We start from the raw sequence: 19,956 nt of genomic DNA, 5'->3' as shown, positions 1-19,956 counted from the left end.
GTTGGGGCCGAAAAAGTAAAGTGGTATCATAAAAAAAGGCTGGATAGATATCCAGCCTCATTTGTCATTATCGTAGCCGCCCACGCGCCAGATTGAGCCGCGAGTCACTCATTTGCATCGCGTTCTGGCTAACGTGGCAGTGGGTGATGGCGATAGCCAGCGCATCCGCCGCATCCGCCTGGGGATTTGCCGGGAGTTTCAGCAACGTGCGCACCATGTGCTGTACCTGGCTTTTCTCGGCGCTGCCGATCCCGACAACGGTTTGCTTCACCTGACGGGCGGCATACTCAAACACCGGAAGATCCTGGTTTACCGCCGCGACAATCGCCACGCCGCGCGCCTGACCCAGCTTAAGCGCGGAGTCCGCGTTCTTCGCCATAAACACCTGTTCAATCGCGAAATAGTCCGGCTGGAACTGGGTGATGATTTCCGTCACGCCCGCATAAATCAGCTTCAGACGAGACGGTAAATCATCCACTTTCGTGCGGATACACCCGCTGCCCAGGTAAGTCAGTTGCCTGCCCACCTGACGAATCACGCCATAACCCGTGACGCGTGAACCCGGGTCGATACCGAGAATAATAGACATCACGCGCCTCCGATTAGAACGGAATTAAACCACGTCATTATAACGTAGCCGCAACCTCATCAGAGATCTCACCGTTATGGTAAACTTCCTGCACGTCGTCGCAGTCTTCCAGCATATCGATCAGACGCATCAGTTTCGGCGCGGTTTCCACATCCATATCCGCTTTGGTGGACGGGATCATGGACACTTCAGCGTTGTCCGCTTTCAGACCCGCAGCTTCCAGCGCGTCGCGCACTTTGCCCATCTCTTCCCATGCGGTGTAGACGTCAATCGCACCGTCATCAAAGGTCACAACGTCTTCCGCACCGGCTTCCAGCGCGGCTTCCATGATGGTGTCTTCGTCGCCCTGTTCGAAGGAGATCACCCCTTTTTTGCTGAACAGGTAAGCCACGGAACCGTCAGTACCCAGGTTGCCGCCGCATTTGCTGAAAGCGTGACGCACTTCCGCAACGGTACGGTTACGGTTGTCAGACAGGCACTCAACCATCACAGCCGTGCCGCCAGGACCGTAACCTTCATAGATGATGGTTTCCATGTTCGCATCATCATCGCCGCCGACGCCGCGCGCAATCGCACGATTCAGCGTATCGCGGGTCATGTTGTTCGACAGCGCTTTATCGACTGCCGCACGCAGACGCGGGTTAGCGTCCGGGTCGCCGCCGCCCAGTTTGGCCGCCGTCACCAGCTCACGAATGATTTTGGTGAAAATTTTACCACGTTTAGCATCCTGCGCTGCTTTACGATGTCTGGTGTTGGCCCATTTACTATGACCTGCCATAAATAATATCTCCAAAAAGCGCGCCTTCTCAGGCGACGTTAATTACAAACTCTTCAATCGCCTGCCGGTTACTCCACGACTTGGTTAACTGCGCGGCTTCATCCGCATTAACCCAACGATAGGTCAGATGTTCGGTGAACACGATCTCTCGTTCAGAGGGAAGTGCCAGGCAAAACCAGGATTCAGTATTACGCTCAATTCCCGGCGCGTAGCGATGACGTAAATGTGAAAAAATCTCAAATTCCACCGTGCGCTGACAGTCAATTAAGGTCAGTTGCTCTGCTGCAACATCTATTGTGACCTCTTCCTTTACTTCGCGCATAGCGGCTTGCGACGCGGTTTCGCCCTCTTCCAGACTGCCGGTAACCGACTGCCAGAAATCAGGATCGTCGCGTCGCTGTAACATCAGCACTCTCCCGGTGTCCTTTGCATAAATCACGACTAACACCGAGACAGGCTGTTTGTATGCCATATCAGTTATTCTCGGCCTTCTTAACGACATCAATACCCAGCTCAGCCAGCGCTGCCGGGTTCGCGAAACTTGGCGCTTCGGTCATCAGACAGGCAGCGGCAGTCGTTTTCGGGAAGGCGATAACGTCACGGATATTGTCGGTGCCGGTCAGCAGCATAGTCAGACGGTCCAGACCAAACGCCAGACCCGCATGCGGCGGCGTACCGTATTTCAGCGCATCCAGCAGGAAGCCGAATTTCTCGCGCTGTTCCTGTTCATTAATACCCAGAATACCAAACACGGTCTGCTGCATGTCGCCACTGTGGATACGCACGGAGCCACCACCGACTTCATAACCGTTGATCACCATATCGTAGGCGTTAGCAACCGCGTTTTCCGGTGCGGCTTTCAGCTCGGCGGCGGTCAGGTCTTTCGGTGAGGTGAACGGATGGTGCATCGCCGTCAGGCCGCCTTCGCCGTCATCTTCAAACATCGGGAAGTCGATAACCCACAGCGGCGCCCATTTGGCTTCGTCGGTCAGGTTCAGATCTTTACCCACTTTCAGACGCAGCGCGCCCAGCGCATCGGCAACCACTTTTTTGTTGTCGGCGCCGAAGAAAATCATATCGCCGTCTTGCGCAGCGGTACGATCCAGAATCGCTTCCACGATTTCCGCGTTAAGGAACTTCGCTACCGGGCTGTTGATGCCTTCCAGACCTTTCGCGCGTTCGGTGACTTTAATATAAGCCAGCCCTTTCGCGCCGTAGATCTTAATGAAATTGCCGTAGTCGTCGATCTGCTTACGGCTTAAGCTTGCGCCACCCGGCACGCGCAGAGCCGCTACGCGACCTTTCGGATCGTTAGCCGGGCCGGCAAAGACGGCGAATTCTACAGATTTCAGCAGGTCGGCAACGTCCACCAGTTCCATCGGGTTACGCAGGTCCGGTTTATCGGAACCGTAACGGCGCTCGGCTTCGGCGAAGGTCATGATCGGGAAGTCGCCCAGATCCACGCCTTTCACTTCCTGCCACAGATGGCGTACCAGCGCTTCCATCACTTCACGCACCTGCGGCGCAGTCATGAAGGAGGTCTCGACGTCGATCTGGGTAAATTCAGGCTGACGGTCAGCACGTAAATCTTCATCACGGAAGCATTTTACGATCTGATAGTAACGGTCAAAACCGGACATCATCAGCAGCTGTTTGAACAACTGCGGAGACTGCGGCAGCGCGTAGAATTTACCTTTATGGACGCGCGAAGGCACCAGGTAGTCACGCGCGCCTTCCGGCGTCGCTTTGGTCAACATCGGGGTTTCGATGTCGAGGAAGCCGTGGTCGTCCATAAAACGACGCACCAGGCTGGTGATTTTGGCACGGGTTTTCAGGCGTTGAGCCATTTCCGGGCGACGCAGATCCAGATAACGGTATTTCAGACGCGCTTCTTCGGTATTGACGTGATTAGAGTCAAGCGGCAGAGAATCTGCACGGTTGATGATCGTCAAATCGGACGCCAGCACTTCGATTTCGCCCGTCGCCATGTCGGCGTTGACGTTTTTCTCGTCACGCGCACGCACGGTGCCGGTCACCTGGATGCAGAACTCATTACGCAGTTCAGAAGCCAGCTTTAACGCATCCGCACGATCCGGATCAAAGAAGACCTGTACGATACCTTCGCGGTCGCGCATATCGATAAAGATCAGGCTACCAAGATCACGACGACGGTTGACCCAACCACACAGAGTCACCTGCTGCCCCACGTGGGACAGACGTAGCTGTCCGCAATATTCTGTACGCATGAGATATCCCTTAACTTAGCCGCTGGCGGATTGTTGCCTGCTTTACAGGCGACGTTGTCGCAGCTTTAGCTGAATGTCACAACTGAATGAAAAAAGGCGGCTATTATACTGGAAATTCTGCCGCACGATAAGTCCGATACTGACTGTACGCGTGTTTGCTACGCGGTTATTGCGTATTCTCACAAAAATTAACAATATTTGTCGTCACTTTCCTTCGGGAACGCGCTTAAGGTGTAGCGGAATCATCTATTTTACAGGAGTCATCATGCTGGAACTGAACGCCGCAACCACTGCCCTGGTCGTTATTGATTTACAGGAAGGGATCTTACCTTTCACTGGCGGCCCCCATGCGGCAAGCGATGTTGTCGCCCACGCAGCGAAACTGGCCGCAAAATTTAGGGCAAATGGCTCGCCGGTGGTGATGGTTCGCGTCGGCTGGTCCGACGATTATGCCGACGCGTTAAAGCAACCCGTCGATGCCCGGGCGCCAGCCAACGCGCTGCCGGAAAACTGGTGGCGTTATCCGGCGGCGCTCGGTAAAGGCGACAGTGACCTGGAAGTCACCAAGCGTCAATGGGGCGCGTTCTATGGCACCGATCTTGAGTTACAATTACGCCGCCGGGGAGTCGACACCATCGTGCTGTGCGGCATCTCCACCAATATCGGCGTAGAATCCACCGCGCGTAACGCCTGGGAGCTGGGTTTTGGTCTGGTGATCGCCGAAGATGCCTGTAGCGCCGCCAGCACGGAACAGCATCAAAGCAGCATGACACATATTTTTCCGCGTATCGCCAGAGTGCGCAGCGTGGAGGAGATCCTTAACGCGTTATGATCTACATCGGATTACCGCAATGGTCGCATCCTAAATGGGTGCGTCTGGGTATCACCAGTCTTGAAGAGTATGCCCGCCACTTTAACTGTGTGGAGGGCAACACCACCCTGTATGCGCTGCCGAAAGCAGAAATTGTCGAACGCTGGCATGCGCAAACAACGGACGATTTTCGCTTCTGCTTTAAGTTCCCCGCGACGATTTCGCATCAGGCCGCGCTGCGTAACTGCGACGATCTTGTGCAGGAATTTTTTACCCGCATGTCGCCGCTGGAGGCAAGAATTGGTCAGTACTGGCTGCAACTCCCCGCGACGTTTTCACCGCGCGACCTCCCTGCGCTCTGGCGCTTTCTTGACGCGTTGCCAAAGGCATTCACCTATGGCGTCGAAGTGCGCCATCCCGTGTTTTTCGCCAAAGGCGAGGAAGAACAACAGCTCAATCGCGGCCTGGTTGAACGCGGGGTGAATCGGGTGATCCTCGACAGCCGCCCGGTACACGCCGCGCATCCTCATAACCAGGCCATTCGCGAAGCGCAACGCAAAAAACCTAAAGTGCCGGTCCATGCCATCGTGACTGCGAAGCATCCGTTGATCAGGTTCATCGGCAGCGACAATATGGTGCAAAATCAGACATTTTTTGCCGACTGGCTGGCGAAACTCCCGCGGTGGGAAACGACCTCTACGCCGTATCTTTTTCTACACACGCCAGATATCGCGCAGGCTCCCGAGTTAGTGAATACATTATGGGAAGATTTACGCGCAGCCTTGCCCGGCATTGGAACCGCACCGTCTATTCCACAGCAATCTTCTCTTTTCTGAAATTGCCACCTATCATAGACAGTGCCATCAGGCATTTTAAAGGGAGTTTGTATGGTAAGCGCGCTATATACCGTATTAGGTGCGTTGTTGTTGATGAAGTTCTCTTTTGATGTTGTCCGACTACGGATGCTGTATCGCGTTGCCTACGGTGACGGCGGTTTTAGCGAACTGCAAAGCGCCATCCGCATTCACGGTAATGCGGTGGAATATATTCCTATCGCTGTCGCGCTGCTGCTGTTTATGGAAATGAACGGCGCCGAAACATGGATGGTGCATATCTGCGGGATTATTTTAATCGCTGGTCGGCTGATGCATTATTACGGTTTCCACCACCGTCTGTTTCGCTGGCGGCGTTCCGGGATGAGTGCGACCTGGTGCGCCTTGTTGCTGATGGTGCTGGCGAATCTTTGGTATATGCCCTGGGAGTTGGTTTTCTCCTTGCATTAGCGCACAATACGCCACTTTATTTTTCCCGGATTTTTACGTTATGTCTCACCGCGACACGCTTTTTTCTGCGCCTATCGCCAGTCTGGGCGACTGGACCTTTGATGAACGGGTAGCTGAAGTCTTCCCGGATATGATCCAGCGCTCTGTTCCCGGCTATTCCAATATCATCTCCATGATTGGCATGCTGGCCGAACGCTTCGTACAACCCAATACGCAGGTCTACGATTTAGGCTGTTCACTGGGCGCTGCGACGCTCTCGGTGCGTCGTAATATTCATCATGCCAACTGTAAAATCATCGCCGTCGACAACTCCCCGGCGATGATTGAACGCTGCCGCCGTCATATCGACGCTTACAAAGCCCCGACCCCGGTTGAGATTGTGGAAGGCGATATTCGCGACATCAGCATCGAGAACGCCTCAATGGTGGTGCTGAATTTTACCCTGCAATTCCTTGAGCCGCTTGAGCGCCAGGCCTTGCTGGATAAGATTTATCAGGGTCTGAATCCGGGCGGCGCGCTGGTGCTGTCGGAAAAGTTCAGCTTTGAAGACACAACGGTTGGCGAATTGCTGTTCAATATGCACCATGACTTTAAACGCGCCAACGGCTACAGCGAACTGGAGATCAGCCAGAAGCGCAGTATGCTGGAAAACGTCATGCTGACCGACTCGGTTGAAACCCACAAAGCGCGTCTGCATCAGGCTGGTTTCGAGCATAGCGAACTGTGGTTCCAGTGCTTCAACTTTGGTTCGCTGGTGGCGCTGAAGTCCGGGGTGCCCGCATGATCGAGTTCGGTAACTTTTATCAGCTGATTGCCAAAAGCCCGCTTTCTCACTGGCTGGAAACCCTGCCTGCGCAAATCGCGACCTGGCAGCGCGATCAGCATGGTCTGTTTAAGCAGTGGTCGAACGCGGTGGAGTTCCTGCCGGAATTAACGCCGTACCGTCTGGATTTATTGCACAGCGTCACTGCCGAAAGCGAAACGCCGTTGAGCGAAGGCCAGCTTAAGCGTATCGACACCCTGCTGCGAAACCTGATGCCGTGGCGTAAAGGCCCGTTCTCTCTGTATGGCATCAATATTGATACCGAATGGCGTTCCGACTGGAAATGGGATCGCGTTTTGCCGCACCTGTCCGATCTGACCGGCCGCACCATTCTGGATGTCGGCTGCGGCAGCGGATATCACATGTGGCGCATGATTGGCGCGGGCGCGCATCTTGCCGTGGGAATCGACCCGACGCAGTTGTTCCTGTGTCAGTTTGAAGCGGTACGAAAATTGTTGGGCAACGACCAGCGCGCGCATCTGTTGCCGCTGGGCATCGAGCAGCTTCCGGCGCTGAATGCGTTTGATACCGTCTTTTCAATGGGCGTGCTTTACCACCGTCGTTCTCCGCTGGAACATCTCTGGCAACTGAAAGATCAACTGGTGAAAGACGGCGAACTGGTGCTGGAAACCCTGGTGGTGGAAGGCGATGAAAACACCGTGCTGGTGCCAGGCGACCGCTATGCGCAGATGCGCAACGTCTACTTTATCCCTTCCGCGCTGGCGCTGAAAAACTGGCTGGAGAAATGTGGTTTTGTCGATGTGCGGATTGCCGATGTCTGCGTGACCTCCACCGAGGAGCAGCGTCGCACCGGATGGATGGTCACCGAGTCGCTGGCTGATTTCCTCGATCCGAATGACCACAGTAAAACCGTCGAAGGTTACCCTGCCCCGCTGCGCGCGGTGCTAATTGCGCGCAAGCCGTAGTCTTTTTGCCAGAAAGCATATTTTCTCCAAAATAGTTCAAGTTGCAGCAAGGCGGCAACGCAGTAAGTCCCCGGGAGCGTAGATAACTACGTGACCGGGGCGAGCGAGGCAGCCAACGCCGCTGCGGCTTGAAATATGAAGGAGAAAAAAAGGCCCCTGTTGAAATGGCAGGGGCCTGGTACGAGCAAGCATCATATTGGGCGACATGATGCAACGGTAAAAATCAATTGGCCTGATGGCGCACAATGACTCCTTTCATTTCAGCAACCGCCGCCCCGTCTACCGCATAGCGCGAATACTCGTCCGCTTGTGCGTCAGTTGACATGGACAATCCATGATTGCGATAACGCATTGGTGAGGCTTGCCACGCTCCTGCGGAGCTGTGCACTTCCTGCACCCCGGCATCAAGGAAACGTTGCAGATTCTCTGAACGTACCCCTGCTCCGGCCATAATGATTGGAGCATCGCCCTGCGCAATAAGTTCCATAATTATTGGCAAACCGTGCACCGCATCTGATTTTTGCCCTGAAGTGAGCACTCTGGCGACACCCAAATCCGCGAGATTCTTCAGTGCATTGAATGGATTAGCGCACATATCAAACGCGCGATGAAAAGTGACGGCCAGCGGCCCGGCGGCGGCCATTATTTTCTCCATTCGCGCGAGATCCACATTGCCATCGACATCCAGCACGCCAGTAACCAGACCGGGAAATCCCAGTTCTCTGACAGTACGCACATCCTCAAGCATTGCGGCAAATTCACCATCGCTATAACAGAAGTCGCCGCCGCGAGGACGAATAATGGGATGCACCGCAATCGCGACATGCTGGCGAACCGTGCGCAGCACGCCCAACGATGGCGTCAGTCCCCCCTCTTTTGGCGCCGCGCACAATTCAATGCGATCCGCGCCATTTTGCTGCGCGGTGAGCGCACATTCCATGCTGTAACAACAGATCTCCAGTAACGCCATGTTCACTCCTTTTTAGCGTTTTCGCGCGTCACGTCAGTCGGCTGACTGTTCGCTTGCCACAATGGCCTCAATTGACCAGGGATGAAATTTAATGGTCACCTTGCCGTCGGTCACGGCCAGCGTCGGGTTCGGCAGACGCTCGCGCGCCCCTTTCGGCGAACTGGTTTTCACGACAATGCCCGGCTGGCTCAGCCCCTCGTCGGACAACAGCGCCAGTGCCCGCGCGTTCAGGCTCTCCGGCTCGCCCGGGAGGACAATTTCGATATGTTCCCAGCCTTCATGCGGGTAGCGTTTTTCACCCGGCCACGGCAATTCAACAATCGAAAACCGCCAGTGTTCGACGCAAACAGGCTCATGTAATTTGAACAGGCAGATCGGCCTGCCGTTGATGATATTTTCCGACAGCAGCTCGCCGCACTGTTCAAATCCGCGACGCCAGCGCTCAGCGGTCGCATTCTGGTGGCAGCGCAAAGAAATGTGATCGGCTTCAAGCGGTGCGAAATCCAGACCGAGGCGAGTGGAAAGTTCTCTGAACGCCAGAGTGAATCGCGGTAAATCTGCGGAAATATCATGCAGTTCGTCAATAGTCTGCCAGTTCGCCATAATCAAAACTCTTATCGGTGTACAAAGTCGCTAATTTACTCTGTTGTGCATCGCCAACCAACCGCTGATTTCTTTGAATATAAAATGAATGCTTATGCATAATTTTATTGCGCATATTTCCAGCGATACGGCGCGCGCGCAATGCTGACGCCAACGGGCATTTGCAGTATACTCCCGCCCTAAATTCTTAAACTGGCGCGGACTCAGTTAATCCGCGTCTTACACGTAAGGTATTCCGGTGAATATTCAGGCTCTTCTCTCAGAAAAAGTTAGTCAGGCCATGATTGTTGCAGGCGCGCCTGCAAATTGCGAACCGCAGGTTCGTCAGTCAGCAAAAGTACAGTTCGGCGACTATCAGGCCAACGGCATGATGGCAGTTGCTAAAAAACTGGGTATGGCGCCGCGACAACTTGCAGAGCAGGTGCTGACTCATCTGGATCTCAACGGCATCGCCAGCAAGGTTGAAATCGCAGGTCCTGGCTTTATCAATATTTTCCTCGACCCGGCATTTCTTGCTGAACATGTTCAACAGGCGCTGGCTTCTGAGCGTCTGGGCGTGGCTAAGCCTGCGAAACAGACCGTGGTTATCGACTACTCCGCGCCTAACGTCGCGAAAGAGATGCATGTCGGCCACCTGCGCTCCACCATCATCGGCGATGCCGCCGTGCGCACGCTGGAGTTCCTCGGCCATCACGTTATCCGCGCTAACCACGTCGGCGACTGGGGAACACAGTTCGGTATGCTTATTGCCTGGCTGGAAAAACAGCAGCAGGAAAACGCAGGTGAAATGGCGCTGGCCGACCTCGAAGGTTTCTACCGTGATGCGAAAAAACATTACGATGAAGACGAAGCGTTCGCCGAGCGCGCGCGTAACTACGTGGTGAAACTACAGGGCGGCGACCCGTACTTCCTCGACATGTGGCGCAAGCTGGTCGACATCACCATGACGCAGAACCAGATCACCTACAATCGCCTGAACGTTACGTTAACCCGTGACGATGTGATGGGTGAAAGCCTGTATAACCCGATGCTGCCCGGCATCGTCGCCGACCTGAAAGCTCAGGGTCTGGCGGTTGAAAGCGAAGGCGCAACCGTTGTTTTCCTTGATGAATATAAAAACAAGGAAGGCGAACCGATGGGCGTGATCATTCAGAAGAAAGATGGCGGCTATCTCTACACCACCACCGACATCGCCTGCGCGAAATACCGCTATGAAACGCTGCATGCGGATCGCGTGCTGTACTACATCGACTCCCGCCAGCATCAGCACCTGATGCAAGCATGGACCATCGTACGCAAAGCCGGTTACGTGCCGGATTCCGTGCCGCTGGAACACCATATGTTCGGCATGATGCTTGGTAAAGACGGCAAGCCGTTCAAAACCCGCGCGGGCGGTACGGTGAAGCTGGCCGATCTGCTGGATGAAGCACTGGAACGCGCACGCCGTCTGGTGTCCGAGAAGAACCCGGATATGCCTGCCGACGAGCTGGAAAAACTGGCCAACGCGGTTGGTATCGGCGCGGTGAAATATGCGGATCTCTCCAAAAACCGCACTACTGACTACATCTTCGACTGGGACAACATGCTGGCGTTCGAAGGCAACACCGCGCCATATATGCAGTATGCCTATACCCGCGTGCTGTCCGTGTTCCGTAAAGCGGAGATTGACGAGAGCGCCCTGTCCAGCGCGCCGGTCGTTATCCGTGAAGATCGCGAAGCCCAGCTGGCTGCGCGCCTGTTGCAGTTTGAAGAAACGCTGACCGTGGTCGCGCGTGAAGGTACGCCGCATGTGATGTGCGCCTACCTGTATGATGTTGCCGGTTTGTTCTCTGGCTTCTACGAGCACTGCCCGATCCTCAGCGCGGAAAACGAAGAGGTTCGTAACAGCCGTCTGAAACTGGCGCAACTGACCGCGAAAACGCTGAAACTGGGTCTGGATACGCTGGGTATTGAGACCGTAGAACGGATGTAATCACATCGAGTGATGTGAAAACCCGCGCTATGTCGCGGGTTTTTTATTTTCCCGAATGACCGCCCTCGTAGGCCTGATAAGCGAAGCGCCATCAGGCGGTAAGGCGCACCTTGCCGGATGGCGGCGTAAACGCCTTATCCAGCCTACGAGAAACGGCTACGTTAACTGTAATTTGTAACGACTCACAAGGAATGACACATTTCCGTAGAGAGATGGAACATCTTTTGTCTGTCATGCCGGTGACGCCTCCGTATTATTAGGCGGCGAATTTATCGGGTGTGGACAATGACGTTTAAAGATTTTGCTGCGGAAGAAAAACTCTTTCTGAGACGCGTGATAGTGGCCTTTGGCCTGGTGGTTGTCTGCTTTGGCGTCCTGATTGTCAATCTCTACGATTTACAAATCCGTCAGCATCAGTATTACACGACCCGCTCAAACGAAAATGACATCAAAATGCTGCCCGTCGCCCCGACGCGCGGCATCATCTACGATCGCAACGGTATTCCGCTGGTGCGCAATATCACCTGGTATGATATTTCCGTCACCCCATACAAAATTGCCGACATGGACGCGCTGTTACGTCAGCTTACCCCTCTCGTGGATCTCACGCCTGATGATATTGCGGCCTTTCACCATGCGTTGAAATCAGGCAGCCGCTATCGCCCGGTGGTATTGAAAAACGCGCTGTCGGACGTCGAAATTGCCCGCTTTTCCGTTAACCAGTTCCATTTCAACGGCGTGACGATCAACAGTTATGAAGACCGTCAGTACCCCTACGGCGCGGAGCTGGCGCATGTGCTCGGTTACGTGTCGAAGATTAACGACAGCGACCTGAAAGCGCTGGATGAAAAAGGTCTGGCTGAAAACTATGCCGCCGATCACAACATCGGTAAGCAGGGCATTGAACGCTATTACGAAAATGATCTGCACGGCAAAACGGGCTACCGGGAGGTCGAAGTGGATAACCACGGACGCATCGTGCGCCTGTTAAAAAATGTCCCGCCCGTTGCCGGCAAAGACATCCACCTGACGCTGGATTTACATCTACAGGAATATATAGAAAGCCTGCTTGCCGGTCAGCGCGCGGCAGTGCTGGTCGAAGATCCCCACGACGGTTCAGTGCTGGCGATGGTCTCCACGCCCAGCTATGATCCAAACCCGTTTGTGAAGGGCATCAGCCATCAGGATTACGGCAGGTTACTGCATGATAAAGATCTGCCGTTGATTAACCGCGTCACCCAGGGGCTGTACCCGCCCGCCTCCACGGTGAAACCTTATATCGCAATGTCTGCGCTGTTAAACGGCGTTATCACGCCGCAAACCACCTTCTTCGGCGCGCCGACCTGGACGCTCCCCGGCACGCAACGTCATTACCGCGACTGGAAAAAAACCGGCCACGGTATGCTGGATGTCACCAAAGCGATTGAAGAATCCGCAGACACCTTTTTCTATCAGGTTGCCTGGATGATGGGGATCGATCGCATTAACACCATGCTCGGTCAATTTGGTTACGGTAAGCCCACCGGTATCGATCTGGATGAAGAGTATAACGGCCTGCTGCCCAGCCGCGAGTGGAAAGAGAGAGTACATAAAAAAGCCTGGTATCAGGGGGATACGATTTCAGTCGGTATCGGCCAGGGGTACTGGATTGCCACGCCGATCCAGATGGTGAAAGCGATGGTAGCGCTGATCAACAACGGGAAAGTGATCGCCCCTCACCTGCTTCAGAGTGAAGTGTCCGGCAAGACCGTCATGCCCTGGCAGGAGCCTCAGACGGAAACGCAGATTGCCGATGCCGCCTCGCCTTATTGGGGGCTGGTGCGACAGGCGATGTTTGGTATGGCAAATGCGCCGAATGGCACCGGTTATAAATTCTTCCACACCGCTCCCTACGGTATTGCGGCCAAAAGCGGCACTTCGCAAGTGTTCAGTCTGAAAGAAAACCAGACCTATAATGCGAAAATGATCCCCATCCGTCTGCGCGACCATGTGTTTTACACCGCTTTCGCGCCGTATAAAAACCCGAAAGTCGCGGTGGCGTTGATTCTGGAAAACGGCGGCAGCGACGGCGTGACCGCCGCGCCGGTGATGCGGCAAATCATGGATCACCTTTTTGCGCCGCAATAACAGCACATGCCGGATGGCGGCGTAAACGCCTTATCCGGCCTACAAACTGCGTCGAACCGTAGGCCCGATAAGCGCAGCGCCATCGGGCGTCCCTCTCAAAAATACTTACGCAAATACTCTGTCAGACACAGTATCGCCATCGCCTGCCCGTACGGCATTGATGTCAGCGGAATGTCGCGATAGAAATCCAGATCGTGCCCCATTCCCGTGCCAAAGGACGTTTGCAGCAGCTCGCCTTCCGGCGAAATGTGTTTCACGATACCGCGAATCGCGCTTTCAGCCGTCTGCGCATATTCCGCCCCAACATAGCGTTTACGCACCGCTTTCAGAATGCCGTAGGCGAAACCCGCCGTTGCCGAGGCCTCCAGATAGGAATCAGGATCGTCCAGCAGGGTATGCCATAGCCCACTCTCATCCTGACAATTTGCCAGCGCGGCGATCTGCGCGTTCAGAACCTGAATCAGATAGCGGCGAACCGCGTTCTTCTCCGGCAAATCGACCAGTTCCAGGAAATCTGGAATCACGATGGTAAGCCAACTGTTACCCCGCGCCCAGCGAGCCCTGGCAAAGTTATGATGTCCATCATAACTCCAGCCGTGGAACCACAGACCGGTCTCTTTATCCATCAGGTTCTGTACGTGCAGCAGGAACTGATAAATCGCCTCTTCCACATACTCCGGGCGGTTGAGCAGTTTGCCAATCTTCGCCAGCGGCATCACCGTCATCATCAGCGTGTCATCCCACATCTGCTGATGGTTTTCTTCCGCCAGCGTCATGTGCTGCATACCACCATGATCGGTGCGCGGCATCTCATTCATCGCCCACTCCGCCCAGGACTCAAGCCAGGGCAGATACGCCGGGTTACGCGTCTCTTCATAGCGATACGCCAGCGTCAAAAACGGCGCCATCGTGTTAACGTTTTTGGTGGTCGCGCCTTCGGCGAAACGCTCGGCAAACCAGTTATCGATAATGTCGCGCATTTTCTCATCACCGGTCTGTTGATAATACTGATGCATACCGTACAGACCGACGCCATGCGTCCACTCCCATCCTGCCCAGCCTTTGGTATCAATCACCCGGCCATCGTCCAGGCGCAGCAGAAATTGTCCGCTCTCATCCCTGATATTGACCAGATTGTTCGTCACCGTCTGAATCAAGGCTTGCAGCGCTTTCCGGGAGATAAATCGCTCCGGCTGACGTAATAATGGGCTGTGTTTGACGGGCCAAACTTTCATATCCTTAACCTCTGTTCAATGTCGAATTCAGCGCAGCGCCCTGTTGAAGCGAAGGCGCCGCAGGTTTATTACGGTTCAGATAACCAATATTGTTGTTACCCCACAGTGATTCATACGGCATACCGGAGAGCATCTCGACGGTCGCACGCGCCTGCGGCGTGATGGCTTCCGGCATCACCCGGCCCGACTCACGCATTTTGGCGGTCTCTTCACGCAGGGTGCCGTGCGTTTGCAAATTCAGTTTGAAACGCAAAGAAACCAGGAAACCAAAGGCCAGCACGGACAGCGTGCCGCAGCTCAGAATCAGCAGAATGGTATGACTGACCGCTTCAGGCTGTATGCTCTGCCCTGATACAAAACCAGACATCTGCATCACAATCCCGACCAGCATGACGGCCCCGGCCTGAGAGGCTTTACGGGTCAGCGTCATGATGCCCGCGAAGATCCCTTCCCGCCGTTGACCGGTAATCACCTCATCAACATCGGCAATATAGGTGTAGGTATTCCACGGCACATAGTTGATCCCGCCGCGACCAAGCCCCGCCAGCGCTGAGATCAGCAGCAGCAGCGAATAAACATCGCTTAAGCCCGCATAATAAAGAACGGCATAAGAGAGAGAACTCAGACCAAAGAGCACCACGACCATCCGGTATGACGGCGCGGGCCCGAAGCGAATGCACAGCGGGATCATGGCAATCACCGCAATGAACTGGAAGATAGCCATCGTACCGAGCAGATTCGACGCCAGTGAGGCTTCCTGCATCAGGACAAAAACAACATACCAGGTAAAGACGGCGTTAAAGACGTCCTGTGCGATATATCCCCCAAGATACATCCCCAGATGCTGGCGGAAAATCTTGATGCGCAGCGTCGAGCTCAGCTCAACAAACAAACGACTCATACTCTGGCTGAACGTCAGGCTTTTCTTCTCTTCCTCCGCGCGCAGCGCCGCCTCCGTCCACTCTTCGCGCGGGCGCTCCCAGGTAAAGAACCACACAAAAGTCAGCATCAGCGCGCACAGCACCGAGAACACCAGGCTGGCATAGAAAAAAGAAACGGGGTTGTCTTTACCAAAGGCAGTCAGCAGGATGCCCGGCAGGAACGAGGCCAGAATCGCAGACATCTGCGCCATTGAGATACGCGCCCCGGAGAACCGGGTCTTCTGTTTGAAGTCATCGGTCATTTCCGGCACCAGCGTCTCGTAAGGGACAAGAATCATGGTGTAGACAATGTCGAACAGCAGATAAGTCAGCAGGTAGTACCAGAATCCCATATCGCCAACCCACATGAGCGAGTAGCTAAAGACGCATGGAATACCCAGCAGAATAAAGAATTTACGACGGCCAAAGCGTCTGCCGAACCAGGTCGACCCGAAGTTATCGGTCAGAAAGCCCATCAGCGGGCTGACGACCGCATCCAGAACCCTCGCGGCAGCGAAAATGAATGTCGCCTCAATCGGCGTAAGGCCACAGAAGGTCGTATAGAAATAGAGTAACCATGCGGCGGTTAATGCAGTGGTTCCTGCGCCCAGAAAATCGCCCGAACCATAGGCTAAATAATTCGCCAATCCAATTTTACGTGTTTTCATGCCGTTAACCCTGCAAATTGTTGGGAGACCCCCGGCATATTGGCTTCGCCAAAGGGAGTTTTTACACGGCCACAGTAAAAGCTAACAGGAAGTGAAACCTTTTCATTTTTGCCACACCATCAGACGAGATGGCAAAAATACAAAGAGTCTGGCAACGCGCGTCACCGATTTATAAAACAGCGTTTCTATTGAATCAAAAGATGGGGTCAAAATTGTGAGGCAGCCAGCACGTTGTCTGCTGGCTGCTGTTGGCGCGGAGAGTTAACGATAGTTTACAATCACCTGATTACGCTGCACTTTTAATGCGGGAATCAGTCGCCCGCCGCCCGGCACCTCCCACACGAAGCGCAACGGTTCAGCGGCAGGCACATTCGCGAACCCGTGGGTGGTTCCGCTCTGTCCGTCCAGCTCCACGCAACGGGACTGTGAACACAAACGCACCCGAAGCCCCGCCGGCGTCGGGCCATTCAGTTCATAGCGCCAGGCGACCAGCGTCATTAAACCGGACACCGGCTGGCCTGACGACAATGGAGCAGACGACGCCGACACCCCACGATGGTTCAGGGTAATGCCGATACTGCTGGCCCGCCACGCCCCTTCTCCGGCGGCCTGTACCGCCAGCGGAAATAACAATAAACCGAGTAATTTACGCATTATTTCCCTCCAATTGTCGCCGTCATACGGATGTTGCGATTATCAGAAAGCTCCATGTTCGACAACACCACCAGCTGCGGCAAACTCCGGCGTAAAAAGCGCGACAGCAGCGGGCGTAGCGCGTGGTTCACCAGCAGAACCGGCGGCGCGCCCAGCATTTCCTGACGGGACAGCGCCTCCTGGGTTTGCGCCAGCAAGCGATCGGCCAGCCCCGGCTCAAGGCCGCCACCGCCCTGTAACGCCTGCAACAGCAGGCGCTCCAGCGGAGTATCCAGCCCAATCACCTGCACTTCGTCATTGCCCGGGAACCACTGCTGCGTAATCGCCCTGCCCAGCGCCACACGCACCACGGCGGTTAATTCATGCGGATCGCTTTGCAACGGCGCATGTTCCGCCAGCGTTTCCAGAATCGTGCGCATATCACGGATCGGCACTTTTTCATCCAGCAGGTTCTGCAACACTTTATGCAGGGTCGTGAGCGTTACAACGCCAGGCACCAAATCTTCCGTCAGCTTTGGCATCTCTTGTGATACGCGATCCAGCAGTTGCTGCGCCTCCTGGCGACCAAACAACTCTGCGGCAAACTGACCAATCAAGTGGTTAAGATGCGTCGCCACGACGGTGCTGGCTTCCACCACGGTGAAGCCCTGAATCTGCGCCTGCTCTTTCAGCGCGCTTTCGATCCAGATGGCGTCCAGGCCAAAAGCGGGATCGACAGTCTGTTCGCCCGGCAGCGTTCCCGCCGCCGTGCCAGGGTTAATCGCCAGCCAGCGCCCCGGATAGGCGTCGCCGCTGCCAATTTCTACCCCTTTCATCAGAATGCGATAGCGCGCTGGCTGTAAGTCCATATTGTCGCGAATGTGTACCACCGGCGGCAGGAAGCCCATATCCTGGGCAAACTTTTTACGAATACTGCGGATTCGCCCGAGCAGTTCGCCGTCCTGCTGGAAATCCACCATCGGGATCAGGCGGTAGCCCACCTCCATGCCCAGCGAATCTTCAAGCTGTACATCGTTCCAGGTGGCTTCAACCACCGAATTATTTTCCGGCATCTTGACGGCCTGCGGCTCTGCCGGTGGTTTTTGTTCACGCCCGCGCAGCCACCAGGCAAGGCCCAATAGCGCCGCCGTAAACATCAGGAACACCAGGTTTGGCATCCCCGGCACCAGACCAAGCAGGCCGAGAACCGATGCGCTGAGCAGCATCACGCTCGGGTTGCTGAACAGTTGCCCCACCATCTGTTCGCCCACATCCTGGTCGGTGCTCACGCGGGTGACGATAACGCCCGCCGCCGTAGAGATCACCAGCGCCGGGATTTGCGCCACCAGGCCGTCGCCGATCGTCAGCAGGGTGTAACTTTCCGCCGCGTGCCCCATGTCCATCCCGTGTTGCAGAACCCCCACCAGCAGGCCGCCCACGATGTTAATGACCATGATTAAGATACCGGCGATGGCATCCCCGCGCACAAACTTACTCGCACCGTCCATTGACCCGTAGAAATCCGCTTCCTGCGTTACTTCAGCACGCCGTTTTTTCGCTTCATCTTCGCCAATCAGACCAGCGTTCAGGTCGGCGTCGATCGCCATCTGCTTACCGGGCATCCCGTCCAGCACGAAACGCGCGCCCACTTCCGCGATACGCCCGGCGCCCTTGGTGATAACCATAAAGTTGATGATGACGAGAATGACGAACACCACAATACCGATCGCAAAGTTGCCGCCGACCAGGAAGTGACCAAACGCCTCGACCACTTTCCCCGCCGCCGCTGCACCGGTATGCCCTTCCATCAGGATGATACGGGTTGACGCCACGTTCAGCGCCAGGCGCAACAGCGTGGTGAAAAGCAATATTGTCGGGAATGCGGCAAATTCCAGCGTGCGCTGGGTGAACATCGCCACCAACAGCACCATGATCGACAGCGCGATATTAAAGGTGAACAGCAGGTCGAGGATGAAGGCGGGCAGCGGCAGCACCATCATCGACAAAATCAGCAGGATGAGGATCGGCCCGGCAAGAATTTGCCATTGCGTGGATTTCAGGTTGCTGGGCAGGCGCAGCATCGCGACCAGATTAGCCATCAGTATTCTTCTCGTTCATAAAATCCAGTGCTTCGGGCACAGGAAGATTTTCAGGTTGTGGAGGACGTTGTCCACCGGCAAGACGCCAGCGTTTGAGCTGCCATACCCATGCCAGCACTTCTGCCACTGCGGCATAGAGCTGGCCGGGGATTTGCTGACCAATTTCAGCATGCCGATACAAGGCGCGCGCCAGCGGGGGCGCTTCTAAGGTCGGCACCCGATGTTCCGCGCCGATTTCGCGAATGCGCAGAGCCACCAGTCCCGCGCCTTTGGCGACCACTTTTGGCGCACTCATTTTGTTTTCGTCGTACTGCAACGCAACCGAGTAATGCGTCGGGTTAGTCACGATGACATCCGCTTTGGGCACATCTTCCATCATGCGACGCTGCGCAGCCGCACGCTGCATCTGGCGAATTTTCCCTTTGATGTGCGGATCGCCTTCACTCTCTTTAAATTCATCGCGAATATCTTTACGCGACATCCGCAGTTTCTTCAGGTGGCTGAAGATCTGAAAAACGACGTCAAACGCCACCATCGGAATCACGCCCAGTACAACCAGAAGCGCGCACAGCCCGACTAAATCAAGCGCGTTGCCCATCGCCGTAACCGGAGATTCCGCCATCAGGCGCATCATCTCCGGCCAGTGATGCCAGAGATAAAATCCCGCCACGCTTCCCACCAGCGTCGATTTCAGGATTGCTTTCAGCAGTTCCGCGCCGGTCTGGGCGGAGAACATGCGTTTAATCCCCGATAGCGGATTCAGTTTTGAAAATTTGGGTTGCAGTGATTTACCGCTGAAAATCAGGCCGCCGAGCATGACCGGCGAGATCAGCGCGACCAGCACAACGCCAGTGATGAGCGGCAGCAACGCAATCATCGCCTCTTTAATCAGCAAAATAATCTGCCCGAGGATCAAATTGGGGTCGTTCACCATGCTGTGATCGAAACGCAGCCCAGCCGACAACATCCCCGCCAGGCGACGCGCCAGCGACTCACCGCCGATCCAGATAATGCAAACGCCCACCAGCAAAATCAGCAGTGAGGTCAACTCCTTCGATCGGGGGACTTGCCCTTCCTCCCGCGCTTTTTCAAGTCGGTGGGGTGTGGGGGCTTCTGTTTTGTCGTCGTCGCTCTCTTCTGCCACTGCATACGCCTGCTGCCATTACGTTGCATCGATCATGCCAGAACACGCCGCAGTCAATAGGCGGAATAGCCCCCATAACGCCCTCTTTTTGTCTTGTTTGTCAGCAAGCGGATTTTCTCTGCCGGTCAG

The 19,956-nt window shown here is 55.2% G+C and carries 18 protein-coding genes; 7 read left to right on the top strand and 11 right to left on the bottom strand.

From position 1 onward, the window contains the following. Positions 1 to 67: 67 nt before the first annotated feature. From ruvC to aspS, 4 genes are read right to left on the bottom strand one after another with little or no spacing between them, the layout of a single operon-like run. A complete protein-coding gene (gene ruvC / locus OGV83_RS13590; protein ID WP_012131995.1) occupies positions 68 to 589 on the bottom strand; it encodes a crossover junction endodeoxyribonuclease RuvC in 522 nt (173 codons plus the stop codon). A gap of 37 nt (positions 590 to 626) precedes the next feature. Further along, complete coding sequence (locus tag OGV83_RS13585) at positions 627 to 1,367, bottom strand: YebC/PmpR family DNA-binding transcriptional regulator (RefSeq protein ID WP_115609222.1); 741 nt, start codon at positions 1,365 to 1,367, stop codon at positions 627 to 629. Positions 1,368 to 1,395: 28 nt separating this feature from the next. Then, positions 1,396 to 1,839, bottom strand: a complete 444-nt coding sequence (gene nudB, locus OGV83_RS13580; RefSeq protein ID WP_012131993.1) for a dihydroneopterin triphosphate diphosphatase — start codon at positions 1,837 to 1,839, stop codon at positions 1,396 to 1,398. 1 nt (position 1,840) lies between these two features. Then, positions 1,841 to 3,613: an aspartate--tRNA ligase gene (aspS, locus tag OGV83_RS13575; RefSeq protein ID WP_012131992.1), complete on the bottom strand. Its 1,773-nt coding sequence runs from the start codon at positions 3,611 to 3,613 to the stop codon at positions 1,841 to 1,843. Positions 3,614 to 3,878: 265 nt separating this feature from the next. Between aspS and OGV83_RS13570 the strand changes: the two genes are divergently transcribed. Genes OGV83_RS13570 through cmoB form a run of 5 tightly spaced genes read left to right on the top strand, consistent with a single transcriptional unit; the run spans position 3,879 to position 7,456 of the window. Beyond that, on the top strand, positions 3,879 to 4,445 hold the full coding sequence (locus OGV83_RS13570; protein WP_286463807.1) for a hydrolase: 567 nt from the start codon (positions 3,879 to 3,881) through the stop codon (positions 4,443 to 4,445). Further along, entirely contained in the window at positions 4,442 to 5,260 is an 819-nt protein-coding gene (locus OGV83_RS13565; RefSeq protein WP_114847790.1) for a DUF72 domain-containing protein, read from the top strand. Before OGV83_RS13570 ends, OGV83_RS13565 begins: the two co-directional genes overlap by 4 nt. Positions 5,261 to 5,311: 51 nt before the next feature. Beyond that, positions 5,312 to 5,707: an MAPEG family protein gene (locus tag OGV83_RS13560; protein WP_012131989.1), complete on the top strand. Its 396-nt coding sequence runs from the start codon at positions 5,312 to 5,314 to the stop codon at positions 5,705 to 5,707. 40 nt (positions 5,708 to 5,747) lie between these two features. After that, entirely contained in the window at positions 5,748 to 6,491 is a 744-nt protein-coding gene (cmoA, locus tag OGV83_RS13555) for a carboxy-S-adenosyl-L-methionine synthase CmoA (RefSeq protein WP_049010371.1), read from the top strand. Continuing rightward, entirely contained in the window at positions 6,488 to 7,456 is a 969-nt protein-coding gene (gene cmoB / locus OGV83_RS13550; protein ID WP_049010369.1) for a tRNA 5-methoxyuridine(34)/uridine 5-oxyacetic acid(34) synthase CmoB, read from the top strand. The genes cmoA and cmoB overlap by 4 nt, the downstream gene beginning before the upstream one ends. 223 nt (positions 7,457 to 7,679) lie before the next feature. Here the strand turns inward: cmoB and cutC are convergent, their stop codons facing one another. Together cutC and OGV83_RS13540 are read right to left on the bottom strand one after the other, a co-directional pair. Then, positions 7,680 to 8,426 (bottom strand): copper homeostasis protein CutC, encoded by a 747-nt coding sequence (gene cutC / locus OGV83_RS13545; RefSeq protein WP_104868536.1) that lies wholly within the window; start codon positions 8,424 to 8,426, stop codon positions 7,680 to 7,682. A 33-nt stretch (positions 8,427 to 8,459) separates the two neighbouring features. Further along, the gene (locus OGV83_RS13540) at positions 8,460 to 9,029 is read right to left on the bottom strand and encodes a VOC family protein (RefSeq protein ID WP_200053887.1); all 570 of its coding nucleotides are present in this window, start codon (positions 9,027 to 9,029) and stop codon (positions 8,460 to 8,462) included. A gap of 238 nt (positions 9,030 to 9,267) precedes the next feature. Between OGV83_RS13540 and argS the strand changes: the two genes are divergently transcribed. Beyond that, complete coding sequence (argS, locus tag OGV83_RS13535; protein WP_286463804.1) at positions 9,268 to 11,001, top strand: arginine--tRNA ligase; 1,734 nt, start codon at positions 9,268 to 9,270, stop codon at positions 10,999 to 11,001. Positions 11,002 to 11,286: 285 nt separating this feature from the next. After that, positions 11,287 to 13,128, top strand: a complete 1,842-nt coding sequence (mrdA2, locus tag OGV83_RS13530) for a peptidoglycan DD-transpeptidase MrdA2 (RefSeq protein ID WP_286463801.1) — start codon at positions 11,287 to 11,289, stop codon at positions 13,126 to 13,128. A 95-nt stretch (positions 13,129 to 13,223) separates the two neighbouring features. On the opposite strand, the gene bglB is transcribed toward mrdA2, so the two are convergent. The 5 genes from bglB to flhB form a co-directional block, all read right to left on the bottom strand. Then, positions 13,224 to 14,363, bottom strand: a complete 1,140-nt coding sequence (gene bglB, locus OGV83_RS13525; RefSeq protein WP_286463799.1) for a beta-galactosidase BglB — start codon at positions 14,361 to 14,363, stop codon at positions 13,224 to 13,226. Between the two features lie 4 nt (positions 14,364 to 14,367). Continuing rightward, complete coding sequence (locus OGV83_RS13520; RefSeq protein ID WP_012131978.1) at positions 14,368 to 15,951, bottom strand: MFS transporter; 1,584 nt, start codon at positions 15,949 to 15,951, stop codon at positions 14,368 to 14,370. Between the two features lie 261 nt (positions 15,952 to 16,212). Then, positions 16,213 to 16,605 carry a flagellar protein FlhE gene (gene flhE, locus OGV83_RS13515; RefSeq protein WP_286463798.1) on the bottom strand — a complete coding sequence of 131 codons (393 nt, stop codon included), beginning with the start codon at positions 16,603 to 16,605 and terminating at the stop codon, positions 16,213 to 16,215. After that, on the bottom strand, positions 16,605 to 18,683 hold the full coding sequence (flhA, locus tag OGV83_RS13510) for a flagellar biosynthesis protein FlhA (protein ID WP_012131976.1): 2,079 nt from the start codon (positions 18,681 to 18,683) through the stop codon (positions 16,605 to 16,607). The genes flhE and flhA overlap by 1 nt, the downstream gene beginning before the upstream one ends. After that, a complete protein-coding gene (gene flhB / locus OGV83_RS13505; RefSeq protein WP_012131975.1) occupies positions 18,676 to 19,827 on the bottom strand; it encodes a flagellar biosynthesis protein FlhB in 1,152 nt (383 codons plus the stop codon). The genes flhA and flhB overlap by 8 nt, the downstream gene beginning before the upstream one ends. Between the last annotated feature and the right edge of the window lie 129 nt (positions 19,828 to 19,956).

It is taken from the genome of Citrobacter sp. CK189, from assembly GCF_030333505.1.
Taxonomy (GTDB): Bacteria; Pseudomonadota; Gammaproteobacteria; order Enterobacterales; family Enterobacteriaceae; genus Citrobacter_B; species Citrobacter_B koseri.
The sequence above is the reverse complement of the archived record's forward strand: the minus strand, read 5'-3'. Positions and strand labels throughout refer to the sequence as shown.